The sequence below is a fragment of the Cardiobacterium sp. genome (assembly GCF_057314735.1).
Genome location: NZ_DBHKZK010000085.1, coordinates 1 through 17,756, shown reverse-complemented (window position 1 = coordinate 17,756; position 17,756 = coordinate 1). Strand labels below are relative to the sequence as shown.

At 62.4% G+C, this 17,756-nt stretch carries 13 protein-coding genes; 5 read left to right on the top strand and 8 right to left on the bottom strand.

Annotated features, from left to right (window positions below):
- Nucleotides 1–46 precede the first annotated feature (46 nt).
- The 3 genes from gyrB to ACO54Z_RS12690 form a co-directional block, all read right to left on the bottom strand.
- Nucleotides 47–2,452 (bottom strand): DNA topoisomerase (ATP-hydrolyzing) subunit B, encoded by a 2,406-nt coding sequence (gene gyrB / locus ACO54Z_RS12700; RefSeq protein WP_485997341.1) that lies wholly within the window; start codon nt 2,450–2,452, stop codon nt 47–49.
- A 144-nt stretch (nt 2,453–2,596) separates the two neighbouring features.
- Nucleotides 2,597–3,973, bottom strand: a complete 1,377-nt coding sequence (locus tag ACO54Z_RS12695) for an anaerobic C4-dicarboxylate transporter (RefSeq protein WP_485997340.1) — start codon at nt 3,971–3,973, stop codon at nt 2,597–2,599.
- 70 nt (nt 3,974–4,043) lie between these two features.
- Nucleotides 4,044–4,331, bottom strand: coding sequence for a hypothetical protein (locus ACO54Z_RS12690; protein WP_485997339.1), 288 nt, complete (start codon nt 4,329–4,331; stop codon nt 4,044–4,046).
- Nucleotides 4,332–4,426: 95 nt separating this feature from the next.
- Between ACO54Z_RS12690 and ACO54Z_RS12685 the strand changes: the two genes are divergently transcribed.
- Nucleotides 4,427–5,770: an MATE family efflux transporter gene (locus tag ACO54Z_RS12685; protein ID WP_485997338.1), complete on the top strand. Its 1,344-nt coding sequence runs from the start codon at nt 4,427–4,429 to the stop codon at nt 5,768–5,770.
- Between the two features lie 22 nt (nt 5,771–5,792).
- Here ACO54Z_RS12685 and ACO54Z_RS12680 read toward each other — a convergent pair whose 3' ends face one another.
- The 5 genes from ACO54Z_RS12680 to ACO54Z_RS12660 form a co-directional block, all read right to left on the bottom strand.
- Nucleotides 5,793–6,689 carry a prohibitin family protein gene (locus ACO54Z_RS12680; protein WP_485997337.1) on the bottom strand — a complete coding sequence of 299 codons (897 nt, stop codon included), beginning with the start codon at nt 6,687–6,689 and terminating at the stop codon, nt 5,793–5,795.
- A gap of 63 nt (nt 6,690–6,752) precedes the next feature.
- Complete coding sequence (locus tag ACO54Z_RS12675; protein ID WP_485997336.1) at nt 6,753–7,658, bottom strand: OmpA family protein; 906 nt, start codon at nt 7,656–7,658, stop codon at nt 6,753–6,755.
- A 204-nt stretch (nt 7,659–7,862) separates the two neighbouring features.
- Nucleotides 7,863–8,615 carry a methyltransferase domain-containing protein gene (locus ACO54Z_RS12670; protein WP_485997335.1) on the bottom strand — a complete coding sequence of 251 codons (753 nt, stop codon included), beginning with the start codon at nt 8,613–8,615 and terminating at the stop codon, nt 7,863–7,865.
- On the bottom strand, nt 8,608–9,645 hold the full coding sequence (queA, locus tag ACO54Z_RS12665) for a tRNA preQ1(34) S-adenosylmethionine ribosyltransferase-isomerase QueA (RefSeq protein ID WP_485997365.1): 1,038 nt from the start codon (nt 9,643–9,645) through the stop codon (nt 8,608–8,610). The genes ACO54Z_RS12670 and queA overlap by 8 nt, the downstream gene beginning before the upstream one ends.
- Nucleotides 9,645–10,346, bottom strand: a complete 702-nt coding sequence (locus ACO54Z_RS12660) for a glutamine amidotransferase-related protein (protein ID WP_485997334.1) — start codon at nt 10,344–10,346, stop codon at nt 9,645–9,647. The genes queA and ACO54Z_RS12660 overlap by 1 nt, the downstream gene beginning before the upstream one ends.
- 391 nt (nt 10,347–10,737) lie before the next feature.
- Here ACO54Z_RS12660 and ACO54Z_RS12655 point away from each other — a divergent pair, with 391 nt between their 5' ends.
- The 4 genes from ACO54Z_RS12655 to ACO54Z_RS12640 all read left to right on the top strand — a co-directional run bounded on the left by ACO54Z_RS12655 (nt 10,738) and on the right by ACO54Z_RS12640 (nt 17,667).
- Nucleotides 10,738–12,186 (top strand): Wadjet anti-phage system protein JetA family protein, encoded by a 1,449-nt coding sequence (locus tag ACO54Z_RS12655; RefSeq protein ID WP_298079574.1) that lies wholly within the window; start codon nt 10,738–10,740, stop codon nt 12,184–12,186.
- Complete coding sequence (locus ACO54Z_RS12650) at nt 12,183–12,842, top strand: DUF4194 domain-containing protein (protein ID WP_485997333.1); 660 nt, start codon at nt 12,183–12,185, stop codon at nt 12,840–12,842. The genes ACO54Z_RS12655 and ACO54Z_RS12650 overlap by 4 nt, the downstream gene beginning before the upstream one ends.
- Nucleotides 12,839–16,252 (top strand): SbcC/MukB-like Walker B domain-containing protein, encoded by a 3,414-nt coding sequence (locus ACO54Z_RS12645; protein WP_485997332.1) that lies wholly within the window; start codon nt 12,839–12,841, stop codon nt 16,250–16,252. Before ACO54Z_RS12650 ends, ACO54Z_RS12645 begins: the two co-directional genes overlap by 4 nt.
- 236 nt (nt 16,253–16,488) lie before the next feature.
- Nucleotides 16,489–17,667 (top strand): Wadjet anti-phage system protein JetD domain-containing protein, encoded by a 1,179-nt coding sequence (locus ACO54Z_RS12640; protein WP_485997331.1) that lies wholly within the window; start codon nt 16,489–16,491, stop codon nt 17,665–17,667.
- The last annotated feature ends 89 nt before the right edge of the window (nt 17,668–17,756 follow it).

The following is a 17,756-nucleotide window of genomic DNA, read 5'->3' as shown; positions in this document are numbered from 1 at the left end:
AAAAAGCCGGATGATTCCGGCTTTTTCTTTGCGCTGCGGCAGCGGCTCAAATATCAATATTGGCGCTGTTGGCGTTGTCTTCGATGAAGGCGCGGCGCGGTTCGACTTCTTCGCCCATCAGCGTGGTGAAGATTTCATCGGCCAGGCGCGCGTCTTTGAGCTGCACTTGCAGCATCCGCCGCACTGCCGGGTCAAGCGTGGTTTCCCACAGTTGGTCGGGGTTCATTTCGCCGAGGCCTTTGTAGCGCTGGATTTCGTAGGCTTTTTTGCCTTCGGCGAGCAGCGCGTTGATGACCTGGTGGAAGTGTTCGACTTCGAGGCGCTCTTTGCTGTTTTCAAAGTAGGCACCATCGCCGAGGAGGCCGCGCACTTTTTGCCCGAAGTGGTTGATGTGGCGGTATTCGTTGCTGTCGGCGAAGTTGGCATCAAAGGTGTTTTGCGCGAGGTTGGCGTGTTGTTCGATGCGGACGTTGATGCGCGGCACGTCGCCGGGCAGGGTTTCGGCGCGCAGGGTGATGCCTGCGGCGGCGAAGCGGTCAAGCTGGCGCTGGTAGGCGGCAATCCAGTCTTGCAGCGCGGCGGGGTCGCTGAAGGTGTCGCGCGTCAGTTCGGGGGCTTCGATGAGCGCGTGCAGGACGCGGCTGTCGTAGCGGTGCAGGCGCTTGATGAGGTTTTCGATTTGGCCGTGTTCGCGCGCGAGTGCCTCGAAGGCTTCTTTGGTGATGGCGGGGCTGTCGGCGGAGAGGTGCAGGTTGGCGTCGTCCAGCGCCTGGGTCAGCAGCAGTTCGTTCAGTTCGTGGTCGTCTTTCAGGTATTGTTTGTTGCGCCCTTTGCTGACTTTGTACAGCGGCGGCTGGGCGATGTAGATGTGGCCGCGTTCGACCAGTTCGGGCATTTGCCGGTAGAAGAAGGTGAGCAACAGGGTGCGGATGTGCGCGCCGTCCACGTCGGCATCGGTCATGATGATGATGCGGTGGTAGCGCAATTTTCCGGCGTCAAAGTCGTCTTTGCCGATGCCGGTGCCGAGCGCGGTGATGAGGGTGCCGATTTCGGCAGAGCCCAGCATTTTGTCGAAGCGCGCTTTTTCGACGTTCAAAATTTTGCCTTTGAGCGGCAGGATGGCCTGGAATTTGCGGTTGCGCCCCTGTTTGGCGGAGCCGCCCGCCGAGTCGCCTTCCACGATGAAGATTTCGGAGTGCGCCGGGTCTTTTTCCTGGCAGTCAGCGAGTTTGCCGGGCAGGCCTGCGATGTCGAGCGCGTCTTTACGCCGCGTCATTTCGCGCGCCTTGCGCGCGGCTTCCCTGGCGCGGGCGGCATCGACGATTTTGCCGGCGATGGTTTTGGCTTCTACGGGGTGTTCGAGCAGGTATTCGCGCAGTTTGTCGGCAAGGACGCTTTCGACGGCGTTTTTGACTTCGCTGGAGACGAGCTTTTCTTTGGTCTGCGAGCTGAATTTGGGGTCGTGTACTTTGACGGAGACGATGGCGGTCAGGCCTTCGCGCGCGTCGTCGCCGCTGGTGGCGATTTTGGCTTTTTTCAGCAGGCCTTCTTCGTCCATGTAGGCGTTCAGGGTGCGGGTCATCGCCGCGCGGAAGCCGGCGAGGTGGGTGCCGCCGTCGCGTTGCGGGATGTTGTTGGTGAAGCAGTAAACGTTTTCGGCGTAGCTGTCGTTCCATTGCAGCGCGATTTCAACGGCGACGCCGTCCTTGTCGGCGGCGCAGTAAAAGATGCTGGGGTGCAGCGGGGTTTTGTTGCGGTTCAGGTATTCGACGAAGGCTTTGACGCCGCCTTCGTACTGGAAGGTTTGTTGTTTGCCGTCGCGTTCGTCGTGCAGTTCGATGCGCACGCCGGCGTTGAGAAAGGAGAGTTCGCGCAGGCGCTGGGCGAGGGTTTCGTAGTCGTATTTGACTTCGCCGAAGGTGTCTTGGCTGGCGAGAAAGTTGATTTCGGTACCGGTGCTGTCGCTGTCGCCAGTGATAGCGAGCGGTGCCAGCGGTTCGCCGTGGCGGTAGGTTTGCTGGTGGACATGGCCGTCGCGACGGATGGTCATGGTCAGGCGTTCGGAGAGGGCATTGACCACGGAGACGCCGACGCCGTGCAGGCCGCCGGAGACTTTGTAGGCGTTGTCGTCGAATTTTCCGCCCGCGTGCAGCACGGTCATGATGACTTCGGCGGCACTACGGCCTTCTTCGGGGTGGATATCGACCGGGATGCCGCGCCCGTTGTCGCGTACGGTGATGGATTCGTTTTGGTGGATGATGACCTGGATGTCGGTGCAGTAGCCAGCGAGGGCTTCGTCAATGGCGTTATCGACGACTTCAAAGACCATGTGATGCAGGCCGCTGCCGTCGTCGGTGTTGCCAATGTACATTCCGGGGCGTTTGCGCACGGCTTCCAGTCCTTTGAGTACTTGGATGCGGGAGGCGTTGTAGGCGTTATTTTGCTCGCTCATGGGTCTTGCTTGTCCTGGTGTGTGAAGGGCACGAATTATAGCACAAGCAGCGGTTTTAACGCGGTTTTTCCGCCGCAGGTGGTGCTTTCCGGGCGTAAAAAAAAGAGGGCAGTTTGCCCTCTTTTTTCTCTGCCACAGTAGCGGTTACATCGCGGTCTGGGTGATGGGGATGATGATGGCCTTGGCAATGGCAAGACCAACCAGACAGGCGACGCCAACGCCAATAAGGCCAGGCACCATGAAGCTGTGGTTGAAGTAGTACTTGCCGATTTTGGTGGTGCCGGTGACGTCGAAGTTCACCGTAGCGATGTCCGACGGGTAGTTGGGGATGAAGAAGTAGGCATAGGTGGCGGGCATCAAGCCGATGAGTACCGGCGCCGGAATGCCCAGGCTGATGCCAACCGGCAGCAGCATTTTCGCGGTTGCCGCCTGGCTGTTAATCAGCACGGAAACGCCAAAGAGGGCAAAGGCGAACGTCCACGGCGCGTTTTGCACCATTTCCTGAATGCTGCCCTTGACGTGCGGCATGGCGTAGGAGAAGTAAGTGTCGCTCATCCAGGCAATCCCGAAAATGGCGATGGCGGCGACCATGCCGGATTTGAAGACAACGCCGTTCGGCACGGTTTGCACATTGGTGCGGGTGGCAAGGAGGATGATGCCGCCAAAACCGAGCATGAACATCTGGATGATGACGCTCATGTCAATCGCTTTTTCCATGCCGGGAATGGTACGGATGGAAGGCACCATTGCCACGATGACGATGCACACCAGCGCGAGGATAAAGAGCAAGACGGAATTGCGTGCGGCGGGTGGCAGTTGCTCGTTCAGCGTGGTGCTGGTGGTGCTCAAAATGCGTTCACGCCAGACCGGGTCTTGCATCCGGCGCTGGTATTCCGGGTCGTCCTCCAGCTCCTTGCCCCGGCGCAGGCTGTACAGCGACAGCGCAATGGTACCGGCGAAGGTGGCAGGGATGGTGACGGCGACGATTTGCAGCAGGGAAACGTTGGCAAAGGCTTCAATATGGGCGATGTCTTTCAGATACAGCGCGACCACCGCCGAAATCGGGCTGCCGGTAATGGCGAGCTGCGAAGCGACGGACGCGGCGGCCATCGGCCGCTCCGGGCGGATTTTGTTCTTCAGCGCGATGTCGCCGATGATGGGCATGATGGAATAAACGGCGTGGCCGGTGCCGAGCATGATGGTCATGGTGTAGGTGACAATCGGGCCGAGGATGGTGACGCGCTTCGGATTCTTGCGCAGAATCTTCTCGGCGATTTGCAGCATATATTTCAGGCCGCCCGCCGCTTCCAGCACGGAGGCGCAGGTGACGACGGCGAGGATGACGAGCATGACGTCAATTGGTGCCTTGCCCGGCGGCATGCGCAAGACCAGCACCTCAAACATCAAACCGATACCGGAGACAACCCCCAAACCGATGCCGCCAAAACGGCTGCCGGCATAGAGGAAAAACAGGAGGAGGAGGAACTCGGCGATGAGCGTGAGTTCTAGCGATAATGACATGGTTGCCTCTTGTAAATGTTGTGGAAAGGAGTGCTTATGATACGCCTGCTACGAGGATTTTTGAGGATTTTTACGGCTTGCGCACGATACGGATGAGGCGACGCGCCGGGCGCTGCGGCTGATTGTGCGCCTGTTGCGGGTCGTCAATCACCTCGATGCTGCCATTGATGCGCACCCGGCGCACCACGAATTGCACATGACCGCCGCGCGCCTGCATTTGCTGCATATGCGCATACGCCATCTTCGCGCCGAGATGCAGGCTAACCACCACCGGCTTTTCATTGACCGCGTCGGAATAGACTGCCAGCACCGCATAAGCGATGTTCTCGCGACCGAATATCAGATCTTCAGACAGCATGACAGCATTTATTACAGAAAAATTGCAGGATGGTTAGAATAGCACAGCTTCCCTTACAATAGCGCCCATTCCAATAACATCAAGGACAAACAACCATGCGCCTGCGCGACGAACTCCGCCCCACGCTCCGCCTCGCCATCCCCCTCATTCTGATGCAGCTTTTGAGCTTCGCCCTGCCCGTCATCGACACCATCATGGCAGGCCGCCACGGCGACCTCACCCTTGCCTCGGTGGCGCTCGCCGCGCAAATCTTCAGCTTCATCTATCTGTTCATGGCGGGCTGCGCCCTTGCCATCACCGCCGCCATTTCGCAGGCCAATGGCCGCGATGACCGCGCGCAAATCCGCCGCAATTTCCAGCAGGGCATCTGGATGCTCGCCTTTCTCGGCGCCGCTGCCACCGGGCTGACCGTCATCGGCGCGCGCGTCCCCGCCTGGCTCGGCAGCGCGCCGGACATCGCCCGCGAAGCCAGCCGCTACCTGCTTACCCTCGCCCCCGGCGCGGGCATCTGCATCGTCGGCCTCGCCGGACGCTGCTTCCTTGAAGGCATGGCCTTTCCGCGCACCACCGTGCTGGTGCAGGCCTTGCTCGTCCCGACCAATATCGTCGGCAACTATATTTTTCTCTACGGCGCGGGGCCCATTCCGGCGATGGGCGCGCCCGGCATGGCGCTCTCCACCGCGCTCTGCTACTGCATCTTCGCCACCTTTGTCTTCACCGCCATTGCCCGCAACCCGCGCTGGCGGCCATACCGCCCCTACCAGCGCTTTTCGCGCCCCGATTTTGCCGCCATCCGCCGCTATTTCAGCGTCGGCCTGCCGATTGCGCTGGCGCTGGTCATGGAAACCGGCCTTTTTACCGCCGTTGGCCTCATCGTCAGCCGCACCAATGCGGTCAACGCCGCCGCCAACCAGATTGCCCTCAACTACGCCGGCATTTCCTTCATGATTCCGCTGGGGCTTGCCAACGCGCTCACCATCCGCTGCGGCAACGCCTACGGCAAAGGCGACTACGCCGCGCTGCGCCAGCGCGCACTCGGCGGCATGATTGTCGTCGCCATCATCATGCTGGTAATGGCGGCCATCCCGCTGCTGCTGCGCCACGAAATCGCCACGCTCTACAGCACCAACGCCGACATCATCGCCATCGCCAGCGTCATTCTCATCCTCGTCGGCATCTTCCAGATTGGCGACGGGATGCAGGTCTGCACCGCAGGCATCCTGCGCGGCATCCACGACACACGGATGCCGATGATTTACGCCTTCATCGGCTACTGGCTGATTGGCTTCCCCGCCGCGCTGCTCGGCTACCGCTTCCTTGGCATCGGCGTTGCCGGGCTGTGGCTCGGCATGGTCATCGGCCTTTCCATTACCGCCATCCTCGGCGTGCGCCGCGTCCTCTGGCAAATCCGCCCGCGTCCCGCCCAAAATCCGGCCTGAGCGGCGAAAAATACGGCGATACTCACTCGGCTTGCGGACGCGTAGCGGGTGGTAATTCCAACATCGGCACGGCGCTGTTGGGCAGCATGGTTTGCGGCAGGATGCCGTTCCAGCGTTCAATCTGCATCAAGCGAATGATTTCCGGGTTTTGCCGCAATGCCTCGCCCTTGGTGTTGATGGATGCGGCTTCTGCCTTGGAGCGCAGTTCGATCGCTTTTGCCTCGGCTTCCGCCGCCTTGATTTGTGCGTCCGCCTGTCCCTGGGCGCGGGTGGCGGCGATTTGCGCTTCGATGCGTTCACGTTCGAGGTTTTGTTTGTAGCGCTCAACTTCGACTTCAGCTTTCATGCGGTCTTCGATGGTCTGCTCGTAGGCGTCGGAGAAATCCACGTTTTCAATTTGTACGCTTTCGATGCGCAGGTAGGGGTATTTGGCCAGTGCGCCGACGATGGCGTCGCGCGTTTTGTTGTTCAGCTCTTCGCGGTGCTGTACGGAGCGGATGGCGGTGAACTGGCCGAAGACGGTTTTGATTTCTTGTTTGACGATGGGGACGATGGCGAGTTCGTAGAGGTTGTCGATTTTGCCGAACTGGGTGTAGAGCGCTTCCACGCCGTCGTCGGCGACGGCAAAGGTGACGGAAAGCGCGATTTGCGCGGGCTGCTGGTCGCTGGAGTAGGCGAAGATGTCCTTCATCGTGCCGGTGGTGGTACGGGTCGGGATGCGCACCACGCGGTCAATGTACGGCCATTTGAAGTGCAGGCCGGGGTCGGCCACCTTGCTCACTTCGCCGTAATGGAGGACGACACCGCGCTCGCCCTGATCCACGGTGTACATACTGCCGCCGGTGGTCAGCAGCAGGATGAGGACAGCGACGGCGCTGATGATGAGGGTGATGAGGGGGGCTTTACTTTTTTGGCTCATGGGTTATCTCGGGTAGTGGGCTAAAAAAAGCGCCCCCGGTTGGGAGCGCTTTCTGGCGGCCGGTTAGTGCGTATTCTTGCCGTAGAGTTTGATTTCGACGCGGCGATTCGGCTGGTTGCATTCGTTGCGTGCGGCGCTGTTGCGCGGGTTGCGGTTGCGGCAGCCGGTGACGACCGGATCGTTTTCGCCGTGGCCGCGTGCTTTGAGGATGGAAGCGGGAAAGCCGTTTTCGACCATGACCCGTTTGACGGTCTGGGTGCGGCGTTGTGAGAGACGCTGGTTGTAGCCCGGTTTGCCTTCGGGGTCGGCGTAGCCGTCAATGTAGATGACGCTGGTAGCGTCGCGGTATTGTGAGGCGGCAGCGGCGATTTCTTTCAGTTGGCGTTTGCCGTCGGGCAGGATGCTGGCGTAGTCGGAGCGGTTGAATTTGAACAGCGCGGAGACGTCCACGTTGTATTGCTGCACCAGTTCGGGCGAGCAGTTGCGGTTTTGTTCGAGGCGCGGCAGGGTGTGGGTTTGTTCGCGCAGCTGGCCGAGTTCGCGGCTTGCGGTCGCGCGGTCCACCGCTTGCAGGGTCGGGTTGCCACCGCCATCGACGACGCGGAAGAAGCTGACGCGGCCTTGTGGCAGGTCGTAGAAGTCGCCCGCGTTCGCCTTGATGTTGTAGGCGCGGTCGCGGCCGCTGTAGGCGGTGGCAAGGCGCTGGTTGTAGGGGCAGAGTTCGGCGTAGCGGTAGCCGCCGGGCAGGAGCGAGGCGAGGTATTCGCCGTTGACGTACACGTTGGCAGCGCCGCCGCCACCACCGGTGCGGTAAAACATGACGCCTGCCCAGCCGGGATTGACGGCTTCGTTGGCAGGCGCAGGCGCACCGAAGGTTTGCCAGCGTTCGGCCAGTCCTTGTTGTGCCGTGGCGGCGGTGCTGGCGGCGAGTACGCCCGCGAGCAGGATGGTTTTCAGGGTTTGTTGCATTTCCTTTTCCTCTTGATTTTTGTCCGGGGTCGCCCGCGGGATGCAGGCGGGTTTGCGCGGCGCGGTTGGTAATGTTTTGTTCATTACGGCGCGGTATTCGCAACTATAAACACGTCATTCTCTTTTGTCAAAATTGTGTTTTGTGGCAAGTGCATGGGCGTTTTTTCGGGGTTTTGGCGCGGGGTTTTGGTACGGTAATGTTGTTCATCTTTGCCGGTGAATTTCGTGGATGTAGCGGGCGACGGGCAAATATTCTTCGCACCCGGACAGTGCCAGTTCGCGCGCGACGATGGTTTCGTCGCGGTGGCGGGCGCGGTCGTGCGGCTTCATGTAGTCGTAGAAGCAGCGGATGGCGGAGCGGCGTTCGCGTTGTAATCCCAATCCGTCCAGCCAGGCGGCGACGGTTTCCGCCTCGCGCGGGTATTCGGGGGTGAGTTTCGCCGTTTTGCGGTAGGGGCGCAGGCCGCGGTCGAGGTAGTCGAAGTTGCCGAAGACGTGCTGCGCGAAGACGAGCGCGCGGCGGTTGTAGTACATCAGCGAGAGGTGTCCGCCCGCGCGCACCCGCGCCGCGCACGCCGCGAGCAGCGCTGCGCCATCCTCGATCCATTCCAGTACCGCATGGCAGCAGGCGAGGTCAAAGGTCGCGTCATTCAGGGCATCTGCCAGCTGAAAGGCGTCGGCATGGACGAAATCCACCGCCAGACCCAGCGTCTGCGCCGCCGCGCGACCTTCATCGAGCAGCACTTGCGAGCGGTCGGCAACCACCACTTCATGCCCAAGGCTCGCATACCACAGCGCCATCTGTCCGGCACCGCCGCCGACGTCCAGAATGCGCAACGGCGCGCCCGCGAGCAACGGTGCCAGGTCGCGTTGCAACACGGCGAGGCGGATGCGGCCTTTCGTCGTCGCGTAAATATTTTTCAGGAAAACCGCGCCGATGCGGTCAAAATCAGACATCGAGGCGCGTCGGCAAAAACATCGCGTCGCCATAGCTGAAAAAGCGGTAGCGTGCGGCGATGGCGTGCTGATAGGCGGCGCGGATGTTGGCGTAACCGGCAAAGGCGCTGACCAGCATCAGCAGCGTCGATTCCGGCAGATGGAAATTGGTGAGCAGCGCATCGACGACGCGGAAACGGTAACCGGGCGTGATAAACAGATTGGTGTCGCCGCTAAACGGCGCCAGTTCGCCACCTGCCGCCGCCGACTCCAGCGCACGCAGACTGGTGGTACCGATGGCGACCACCCGCCCGCCGCGCGCACGGCAGGCCGCGACCGCATCAACCACGTCTTGCCCCACCTGCAACCATTCCTCGTGCATGACGTGCTCGGCGAGATTTTCGTGCCGCACCGGCTGGAACGTCCCTGCGCCGACGTGCAGCGTGACCTCCGCCGTCGCCACACCGCGCGCGCGGATGGCGGCGAGCAGCGCCTCATCAAAATGCAGCCCGGCGGTGGGGGCGGCGACCGCGCCGCTGTGTTTGGCAAACACCGTCTGATAGCGCTGCTTGTCGCTCTCCAGCGCGGCGCGCTCCAAATACGGCGGAATCGGCATCTCGCCCTGCGCCGCCAGCAACTCCGCCCACGGCGTTTCACTATAAAGGGCAAACAGCGCCTCGTGCCGCCCCGTTACCTGCACTTCCGCGTCGCCAAGGCGGATGACGCCGCCGACCTTCGGCGATTTCGAGGCGCGCACATACGCATTTGCCTCATGCGCGCTTTTCAGGCGCTCAATCAAAATCTCGACGCGGCCGCCGCTCGCCTTCTGCCCAAACAGCCGCGCGGGCAGCACGCGTGTGTTGTTAAACACCAGCAAATCTTCCGGCGCAAGCAGCTCCGGCAAATCGCGCACCATGCGGTCGGCAAGCTCAACCGCATCCACGGATACCGCCCGCGCGACCAAGAGCCGCGCCGCACTGCGCTCTGCCAGCGGAAAACGCGCAATCAACTCATCCGGCAATTCATACATAAAATCCGATTTACGCCACATCATGCCGCGCCCTCCAGCCAAAACCGCAAAAACCCCTCCAGCCATGCGCCGATTTCCTCGCAATGCCGCTCCTGATAAAGCCATTGCGAGGTGACCGTCTGCGCGCCGGGGCTTGCCAGCTCCTCGCTGTCGCGCGTGTGCCAATAACGAATCTGCTCAATCGTCGCCTCCGGGTGAAACTGAAAACCGAACGCCCGCCCGCCCAGGGAAAACGCCTGATTGGGAAAAGCATCGCTCGCCGCCAGTTTCACCGCGCCATCCGGCAGGGTAAAACCCTCGTTATGCCACTGAAAAAAGCGCTCCGGCATCTCGGCAAAAATCGAATTAAAGCCGTCCACCGTCGGATAGAGCGGATAAAAGCCAATCTCGACAATATGCTCGGCGTGGCGGGTAATCTTGCCGCCATAAGCCATCGCGAGCAGCTGCGCGCCCAGACAAATCCCCAGAAACGGCTTGCCTGCGTCCACAATGCCGCGAATCCATAGCAGCTCCGAGAGCAACGGCGGCAACGCCGGACAATCATTGGCGCTCATCTTGCCGCCGAAAACAATCGCGGCGTCGAACGCATCCGCCGCTGGCAGCGCGTCGCCCGCGAGCGGACACAACACGCGAAAATCCACATCCTTGTGTGTGGAAAGAAATTTCCCGATGAGACCGGTCGAACCGGCGGGATTATGCAGAACCGCCACAATACGCAGCATGAAAGAAAGCCCCTGATGATGAATGAATTAGAAGAAAAACGCGCGCTAATGTAGCGCAAAACGCGGGCGGGTCAAGCGGCGGCGCGGCGGGCGTTTACATACACCTTCCCCGCTATCCTGTATGTAAAACCGCTGTGCAGGGAGGGGCTTGCCCACCATGACGGAACACGCGGCTTTAACGGTAGGGCAAGCCCCACCCTACAACCGCCGGATGCCTCGCCCGAAAAATACCTGAATGCCTGAAGCCGTTCGCTGTTTACATACACCTTCCCCGCTATCCTGTATGTAAACGCGCCCCGACAGGCAAAAGCCGACTGGTTGCCGCCCCCGCCTGTCACCATTTGTGCTATGTTTTCAGTCCTGTTCTGCCGCCATCCTGAAGGAACGCCCCATGCCGTTTGCCGAGACCACCCGCCTGCCGCCACACGCCCCTTCCCTCTTTCAGCGCCTGCCGGAGCAGATATTTTCCCCGCTGGCGTCCGCCAACCGTCGGCAATACTGGCATCTGCTCTGCGCCCTCTACGACAAACGCTTCGGCCCGGATGCGCCGTTACCGCCAGGCAACGGCTTCTTGCTGCGCGAGATTACCAATGACATCGCCGCAGAAATTCAGCATCAGCAATGGGTGCTGGAGGAGGTCGAAGCGACGCCGCAAACGCCACTTGTCAACCGCGCCTACATGGTATTCAGCCGTCTGCGCGACAGCGGCTGGCTGCAGGTGGAGCGTGTCGGCGTGCGCGAGATGGTGACGATGCCGCCAGAAGTCGCCCATTTCATGAACCGCCTTGTCGAATTTGCCCACACCGGGCCGGAGTTTGTCTCCGGCAAAATCCGCAGCATCGAGGCGAATCTGCGGCTGCTGCTGGACGGGGATGCCGACGGTGCCTCCCTGCAGGAAGCGGCGCGGCAATCGCGCGCGCTGCTGGAGCATATCCGCATCGCCAGCACCCATGTGCGCGACTTGATGCGGGAAATCGGTGATATTACGGTCACGGGCGAATTTGTCCGCCGCTTTTTCGATGACTACGTCGAGCGCATTTTTATCGCCGATTACAAGGAGCTGCGCACGCGCGAACACCCGCTGGCACGGCGGCAAGAAATCCTGCGCCTGCTCGGCCACATCCGCCAGGGCGAACTGTGCGGACGCCTGCTGCACTGGTACCGGGAAAAACAGGCAGCGGGCGATGCGGCGCGGGCCGAAGCGCTGTTTGCGCGCGATATACAGAAAATCGAAGAATTGCAGCGCATTGACGAATACCTCAACCGCCTCGACGATGAAATCCGCCGCGCCAACCGGCAAGCACTCGCCTATCTGGATTACCGCCTGCGCGCCACCCTGCCGCTGGGGCAATTGATTGGTGCGGCAGTGGCGGCGGTCAAGACACACGGCGAAAAGGCCACCCGCCGCGCACCGTTTGCCTGCGGCGCGGCCATCAGTGGCGAGCGCCTGGCCCGCCCGCGTCAGCCAACCCGGCACACACCGCCGGATGCACTGCGCACGCGGACGATTTCACCGGAGCGGGCGGCCTATGCCCGCTTGGTATTACAGGCACGCGACCGCCGCGCCATGTCCTGGCCGAAACTCACCGCCTTTCTCCGCGCGCAGCTTGCCGGGCGCGAAAGCATCACTAGCGCCGACCTGCCCACCGACAGCATCGAAGCGGTACGCGCCCTGCAAATGCTCTGCACCGCCGCCACCGCGCATGCGGGCGCACCCTGCCCGCTACCCGGCGGATTCATCCTCCGCCGCGATGGCGACGCGGAAATGCCCTCGCCTGCCCTCTCGCACATCCCCTTCACCCTGACTAACCGGCACCACAGCACGGAGGAGCACACATGAGTTTCTGGGCAGACGCCGTCGCGGCAGCCGACGGAAAGACAGAAGCGGATTTCGAGCAGGCCGCAGACCGCCTCATCGGCGAACAAGTGCTGTACGCGGCAGACCTGCGCAGCAAAGCCGCTTACGCGCTCATCCGCGATTATGAGCACAAATTCCGCCAGGCGCTGGCGCCGTTCGGCTACCAACTGCAACTCAACCGCCAACTGCGTTACGCCTGCGCCATCCCGTGCCACCGCCACGACCACCCGGCAACCGTGGCACAAACCCTGCTCGCGCTGGTATTGCGGCACATCTTCGACGAAGAAACCCGCAGTGGCCACCACGACGAACACGGCGAAGTCGCCTGCGACCTGGTGACGCTCACCGTCAAATACCAGCAAATCACCGGGCGCGAACTCGAAAGCGGCGGCAAACTGCAAGAATTGTTGCGCTGGATGCAGCGCTGGGGACTGGCGCGCCTGGTGGACGATGGCGGCGACTATGCCGGAGCGGAGCTGCATCAGCCCTATGCCGTCATCATCCGCCCCGGCATTGCCGAAGTGCTGGGCGAGACCGCGCTGCTACAACTCGCCCGCTTTGCCGAGGCGGGCGCGGTTGCCGATGAAACAGCGGACGATAACAATGACGACGACCCGACAGCAGGAGAAGACGCATGAAAAAACTGAGCAAAATCCGCTTGGTACAATACTTCCTCTACGACACCCTCGACATCGACATCGGCATGAGCTGCGGCATCTTCGGCGCGAACGGCAGCGGCAAATCCTCGCTGCTGGACGCGGTGCAAACCGTCATGCTCGGCGGCAACGAAGGCAGCGGCGACGCCGGCGTCGCCTTCAACGCGCAGGCCGACGAAAGCAACCACAATAGCCGTAGCATCCGCGCCTATTGCCTCGGCCAATACGGCCACGCCGCCGAAGCGCGCCTACGCGACAGCGCCGACACCTACATCACCCTGATTTGGGAAGACAGCCAGACACAAGAGCGCCTCTCCACCGGCATCCACATCCACGCCGAAGCCGCGCAGGCGCGCGCCGTGGTGCAGGGGCGCTACATCTTCCCCGGCGAACTCACCCTGGCCGACCACCTTGACCACAGCGGCGACAAACCCCGCCCCAAAGCGTGGCACGCCTTCCGGCAGATGCTGGCGCAGCGCGCCCCCGGCGTGGAGTCCGCGGAGCTCGTGCACGAAAACGCCAAACGCTTCGTCGAAGCGTTGCTGTTCCAGCTACGCGGCAGCGGCGGCGTACCGAACGCCACCGCCTGGCGCCAGGCCTTCCGCTTCGGCCTGCGCATGAAATTCGACAAAAGCGTGGATGACATCGTGCGGCGGCAGGTGCTGGAAGCGCGACCAACCAATATCCACAAATTCCGCGAATTACTCAACACCTTTCAAGAAATGGCAGCGCTGGTACGCGAAGTGCAGACCAAACTGGCGGCAGCGCGCGACATTGAAGGCGATTTCGCCCGCGCACGGCGCTACCAGCAACAGGCCGTCACGCTGCACGCGCTGGCCGAAGACGCCGCCCGCCAACAGGCGGAGGCGGCACACCGCGCCGCCGTTGCCGCTGCTGAGGACGCTGCCGCCGCCTACCACGCCGCGGAAACACACCGCAACACTATCATCGCCGAACGGCAAACCGCCGAAGACGCCGCCAACCGCAGCGCGGCGGCACGCGACAACCACGCCTCGCATGGCGACCGCGCCCTGCTGCAAAACACCCTCGCCGCCACCCGCGCCCGCCTGCAACAAGACAGCACCCGCCTCGCGCGCGACCTCGGTGCCATCGCCAAAGCCCTCGACATCCGCGCCCCGGGCAGCCTGCTTGCCAGCGACGCCAGTACCGTGGCACAACAGACGCTGCGCACCCTCATCAACGACAAACAATGGGAAGCCGAAAACGTCACCGCCGCCGTACAACAAGCACTAAGTGCCGCCCTGTGCCAGTACAACGAACTCCTCAACGCCATGAATCAAGCAGGCAATGCCCTGACTGCCGCCCAAAAGACACTTGACGCCGCCAAAGACGCCGAGGCGCGCGCCGCCCTCGGCAAGGCGCCGCTCACCGACAACGTCCTCAACCTGCAACGCGAACTGGCGGACGACGGCATTGACGCGCTCCCCGTCTGCGACCTGGTGCGCATTGACAATACGGACTGGCAACCCGTCATCGAAGCCTACCTCGGCGCGGCCAACATCCAGGCGCTGCTGGTTGGTGCGGCCGACGAACGCCGCGCCTTCCAGATAGCCCGCAAAAGCCGTGCCTACAACAGCAAAATCGTCCGTGCCAGCAAATACACCAGCCAGCGCGACAGCCCGCCACCGGGCAGCGTTGCCGAACTCATCCGTGGCGACAACGCCGCTGCCGTACACTACCTGCGCGCCAAACTGGGCGACTACCGCCGCGCCGCCAGCGAGGACGAATGCTTTGCCCACCGCTACGCCATGACCACCGACGGGATGCTGCTGGCCGACGGCGAAATCGTGCGCAAAAAAACCGTCCACCCCGCCGACTACAAAATCGGCCCGGTCACCGCCGACACCCGCGCTGCCGCCACCGCGCAAGTGCGCGCACAAACGCAAGCCGTTGCCACCTGCCAGCACCACTACGACCAGCTCAAAGCCCTGCACAACCAACTCGCGCCATTCGCAGGCGACAGCGCGGACAAAATCGCCGACATCCACGACCGTTGCGCCCAAATCGCCGCCGACAGAGAGGACGAAACCCGCCAAAGCGCACGCCTGCAAGCGCTCGACACCGCCGAATACCGACAACTGACTGCCGCGGCAGAAGCCGCCGCCGCACGACTCAAAACCCTGTACGAACAACAAGCCACAGCAGCACAAGCCGTTGGCGCCGCCGAAACCATCTGGCAACAAAAACGCACGGAAACAGAACAAGCGGCAGAAGCCGCCGCAGCACAACGAGAAAAAGCCGCTGCCGCGCGCGCCCACAGCGACTACGACGCCGATACCGCTGCGGCAGAAGAACAGCGCCGCCCGCACATCCCCTTGCCCGAACGCCACGACGACTACGCCCGCCGTAGCCGGAGCGCCCGCGACAACAGCCAGCAAAAAGCCACGCGCGCCCTGGAAAAACTGGCGACATTCAGCCTCCACTACCGCGAAACCCCGCCAGCAGACGGGCGCGACGACTGGCACATCACGCACGCCTGGCTACAGAGCCGCATCCGCGACCTCGAAGACACCCAACTGCACCAATACCAAGAACAAATGACGCGCGCGCTCAACGCCGCGAAAACCACCTTCCGCAACGACGTCGCCGTCGCCCTGCACGAAAAAATCGAATGGATGCGCCACACCTTGAACCGCCTGAACGAAGCGCTGCGCCTCGCCCCGCTGTTTACCAATAACGAACGCTACCAGTTCCGCGCACAAGAACGGCCGGAAACCGCGGCACTGCTGAAATTCATCAAGGACATCGCCCGCTACGGCCCCGACGAAGACCTCTTTGGCGATGCGGGTGCCACCCCGCCCGTCTTTGACGAACTGATGAACGAAAAAACCGCCACCGGCATGGGTGCCGCACAAAACGCCCTCGACGACTACCGCGAGTTCTACCACTACGACATCGAAATCCTGCGCGAAGACCGCGCGAGCGGCGAAACCCGGCGCGTCGAATGGCTGAGCAAACGCATCGACGCCGGCTCTGGCGGCGAACGCCGCTCGCCGCTCTACGTCATCGCCGGCGCAGCATTGGCATCGGCCTGCCGCCTGACGCGCGGCGACAACAGCGGCCAGCGCCTGCTCGTCATCGACGAAGCCTTCATCAAAATGGATCCGGGCAACATCGTTGCCACCATGCGCTACTTTGAAGAACTTGGCCTGCAAATCCTGATGGCCAGCACCGGCGACGCGCTCGGCATCCTCACCGCCTTCCTTGACCGCTACTACGACATCCTGCGCGACGCCGAAACCAACGGCATCGTCCTCGACGGCCACGACGTCAGCGCTGCCACCCGCGCCCAATTCCGCGCCGACCTGCCCGAATTTCACCCGGAACTGCTCGCCGCCGAAATCAACCGCCAGGCAGACAGCAGCGCATAGGGACGGTTAGCGATTGAAAAATCCCCCTCCCCTGCAGGGCGAAGCCCGCAGCGGGCGGGTTCCCACGCAAAATGCGGGCGCATTTTGCGTGGGGCCCGGGGGAGGGCCGGGGAGGGGGTGAGCGATATTTATGGATGTGCTGAAATTCCGGTTTTTAACATTTGCTGCCTTCCTCCGGACCTTCTCCCATAGGGACTGGAACCGCCCGTGAACCACAACCATCAGGACAACACACCATGACCCCAAACACCGCCGCAGAACTGGCAAACCGGGCGCTAGCCAAACTGCTGCGCGCCGCCGACAAATACACGGCTGGCATCACGACGCGCCGCCCTGCCCTCTCCACCCAGGCGCTGGCAAACTACCGCCAGCTACCGCGGCTACAAGACAAAGAAACCTACGACGCCATCATGACAGAAGCGCAGACAGCCGGCGCGATTACCCTGACACGCCCGCGCCACGAACCACAAGGCTTCATCCAGCGCATCGAACTCGCCGACGCAGCCAAACTGGCGGCCATCCTCGGCCAAGAAACCCGCGCCGCACAAATCCGGCACGCAACAGAGACCCTTGCCGCCTGCCTCGCCGACTACCCGGTCCTGCACGACGTCCTCGCTGCCTGGGCAAAACTGAAAAACGTGCGCCAAACCACGCCGGAACACACCGCCCGCTGGCAACAAGCCTGCCAAATCGTGAGCTGGTGCCGCGCACAAGAACGGCGCGGCATCACCGAAATAGCGCTGCGCGACGCCAGCGCGCAACTGTTCCAGGACAGCAAACGCATCGAAAAACTGCTGCCCTGCCTGGACGTACTGCTCACCGGCAACCTCACCGGCGAAGCCCGCGCCGACACCGAAATCCTGCAAGAACTCGGCCTCTACCGCGAACCGCAACCCGTACGCCTCGCGGGCAACGTGCTGCTACGGCGTGAACGCGGCAACTTCCCGCCAGACGCGCCCTACAGCGCCTTGCCGCCGTCGGCCATCTGTGGCCTCGCGGCACAGCCCGCGCAAATCCTCACCATTGAAAACCTCACCACCTTCCACGGCTGGGCGCGACAACACAGCGACAGCAACACTCTCTGCCTCTACAGCGCCGGAATGCCCTCCCCCGCCTGGCGCGCCCTGTATAGCCGCCTGCTCGCCGAATTGCCGCCGGGCGTCCCGGTGTACCATTGGGGCGACATCGACGAAGGCGGCTTCCGCATCGCCGCGCTGCTCAGCCGTTGTGCCGCCGCGTGCGGCCACACCCTGCGCCCCTGGAAAATGCGCCCGGCAGAAATTCCTGCCACGCAGCACCGCCCCGCCGCCGCACACACCCTCGCACAAATGGCCAAATACGCCCGTGATGCGGGCTGGGACGAGCTCGCCCGCGAAGTGGAAACCGCGGGCATCGTCGCCGAGCAGGAAGGGTAAACTTGCTGCTACCAGAAGCTGTTTATAGCCATCTACCGAAAGCCTCATACGGTGTTGCGTCGCCTCGCCGTACAAAAGCGTACTGTCTT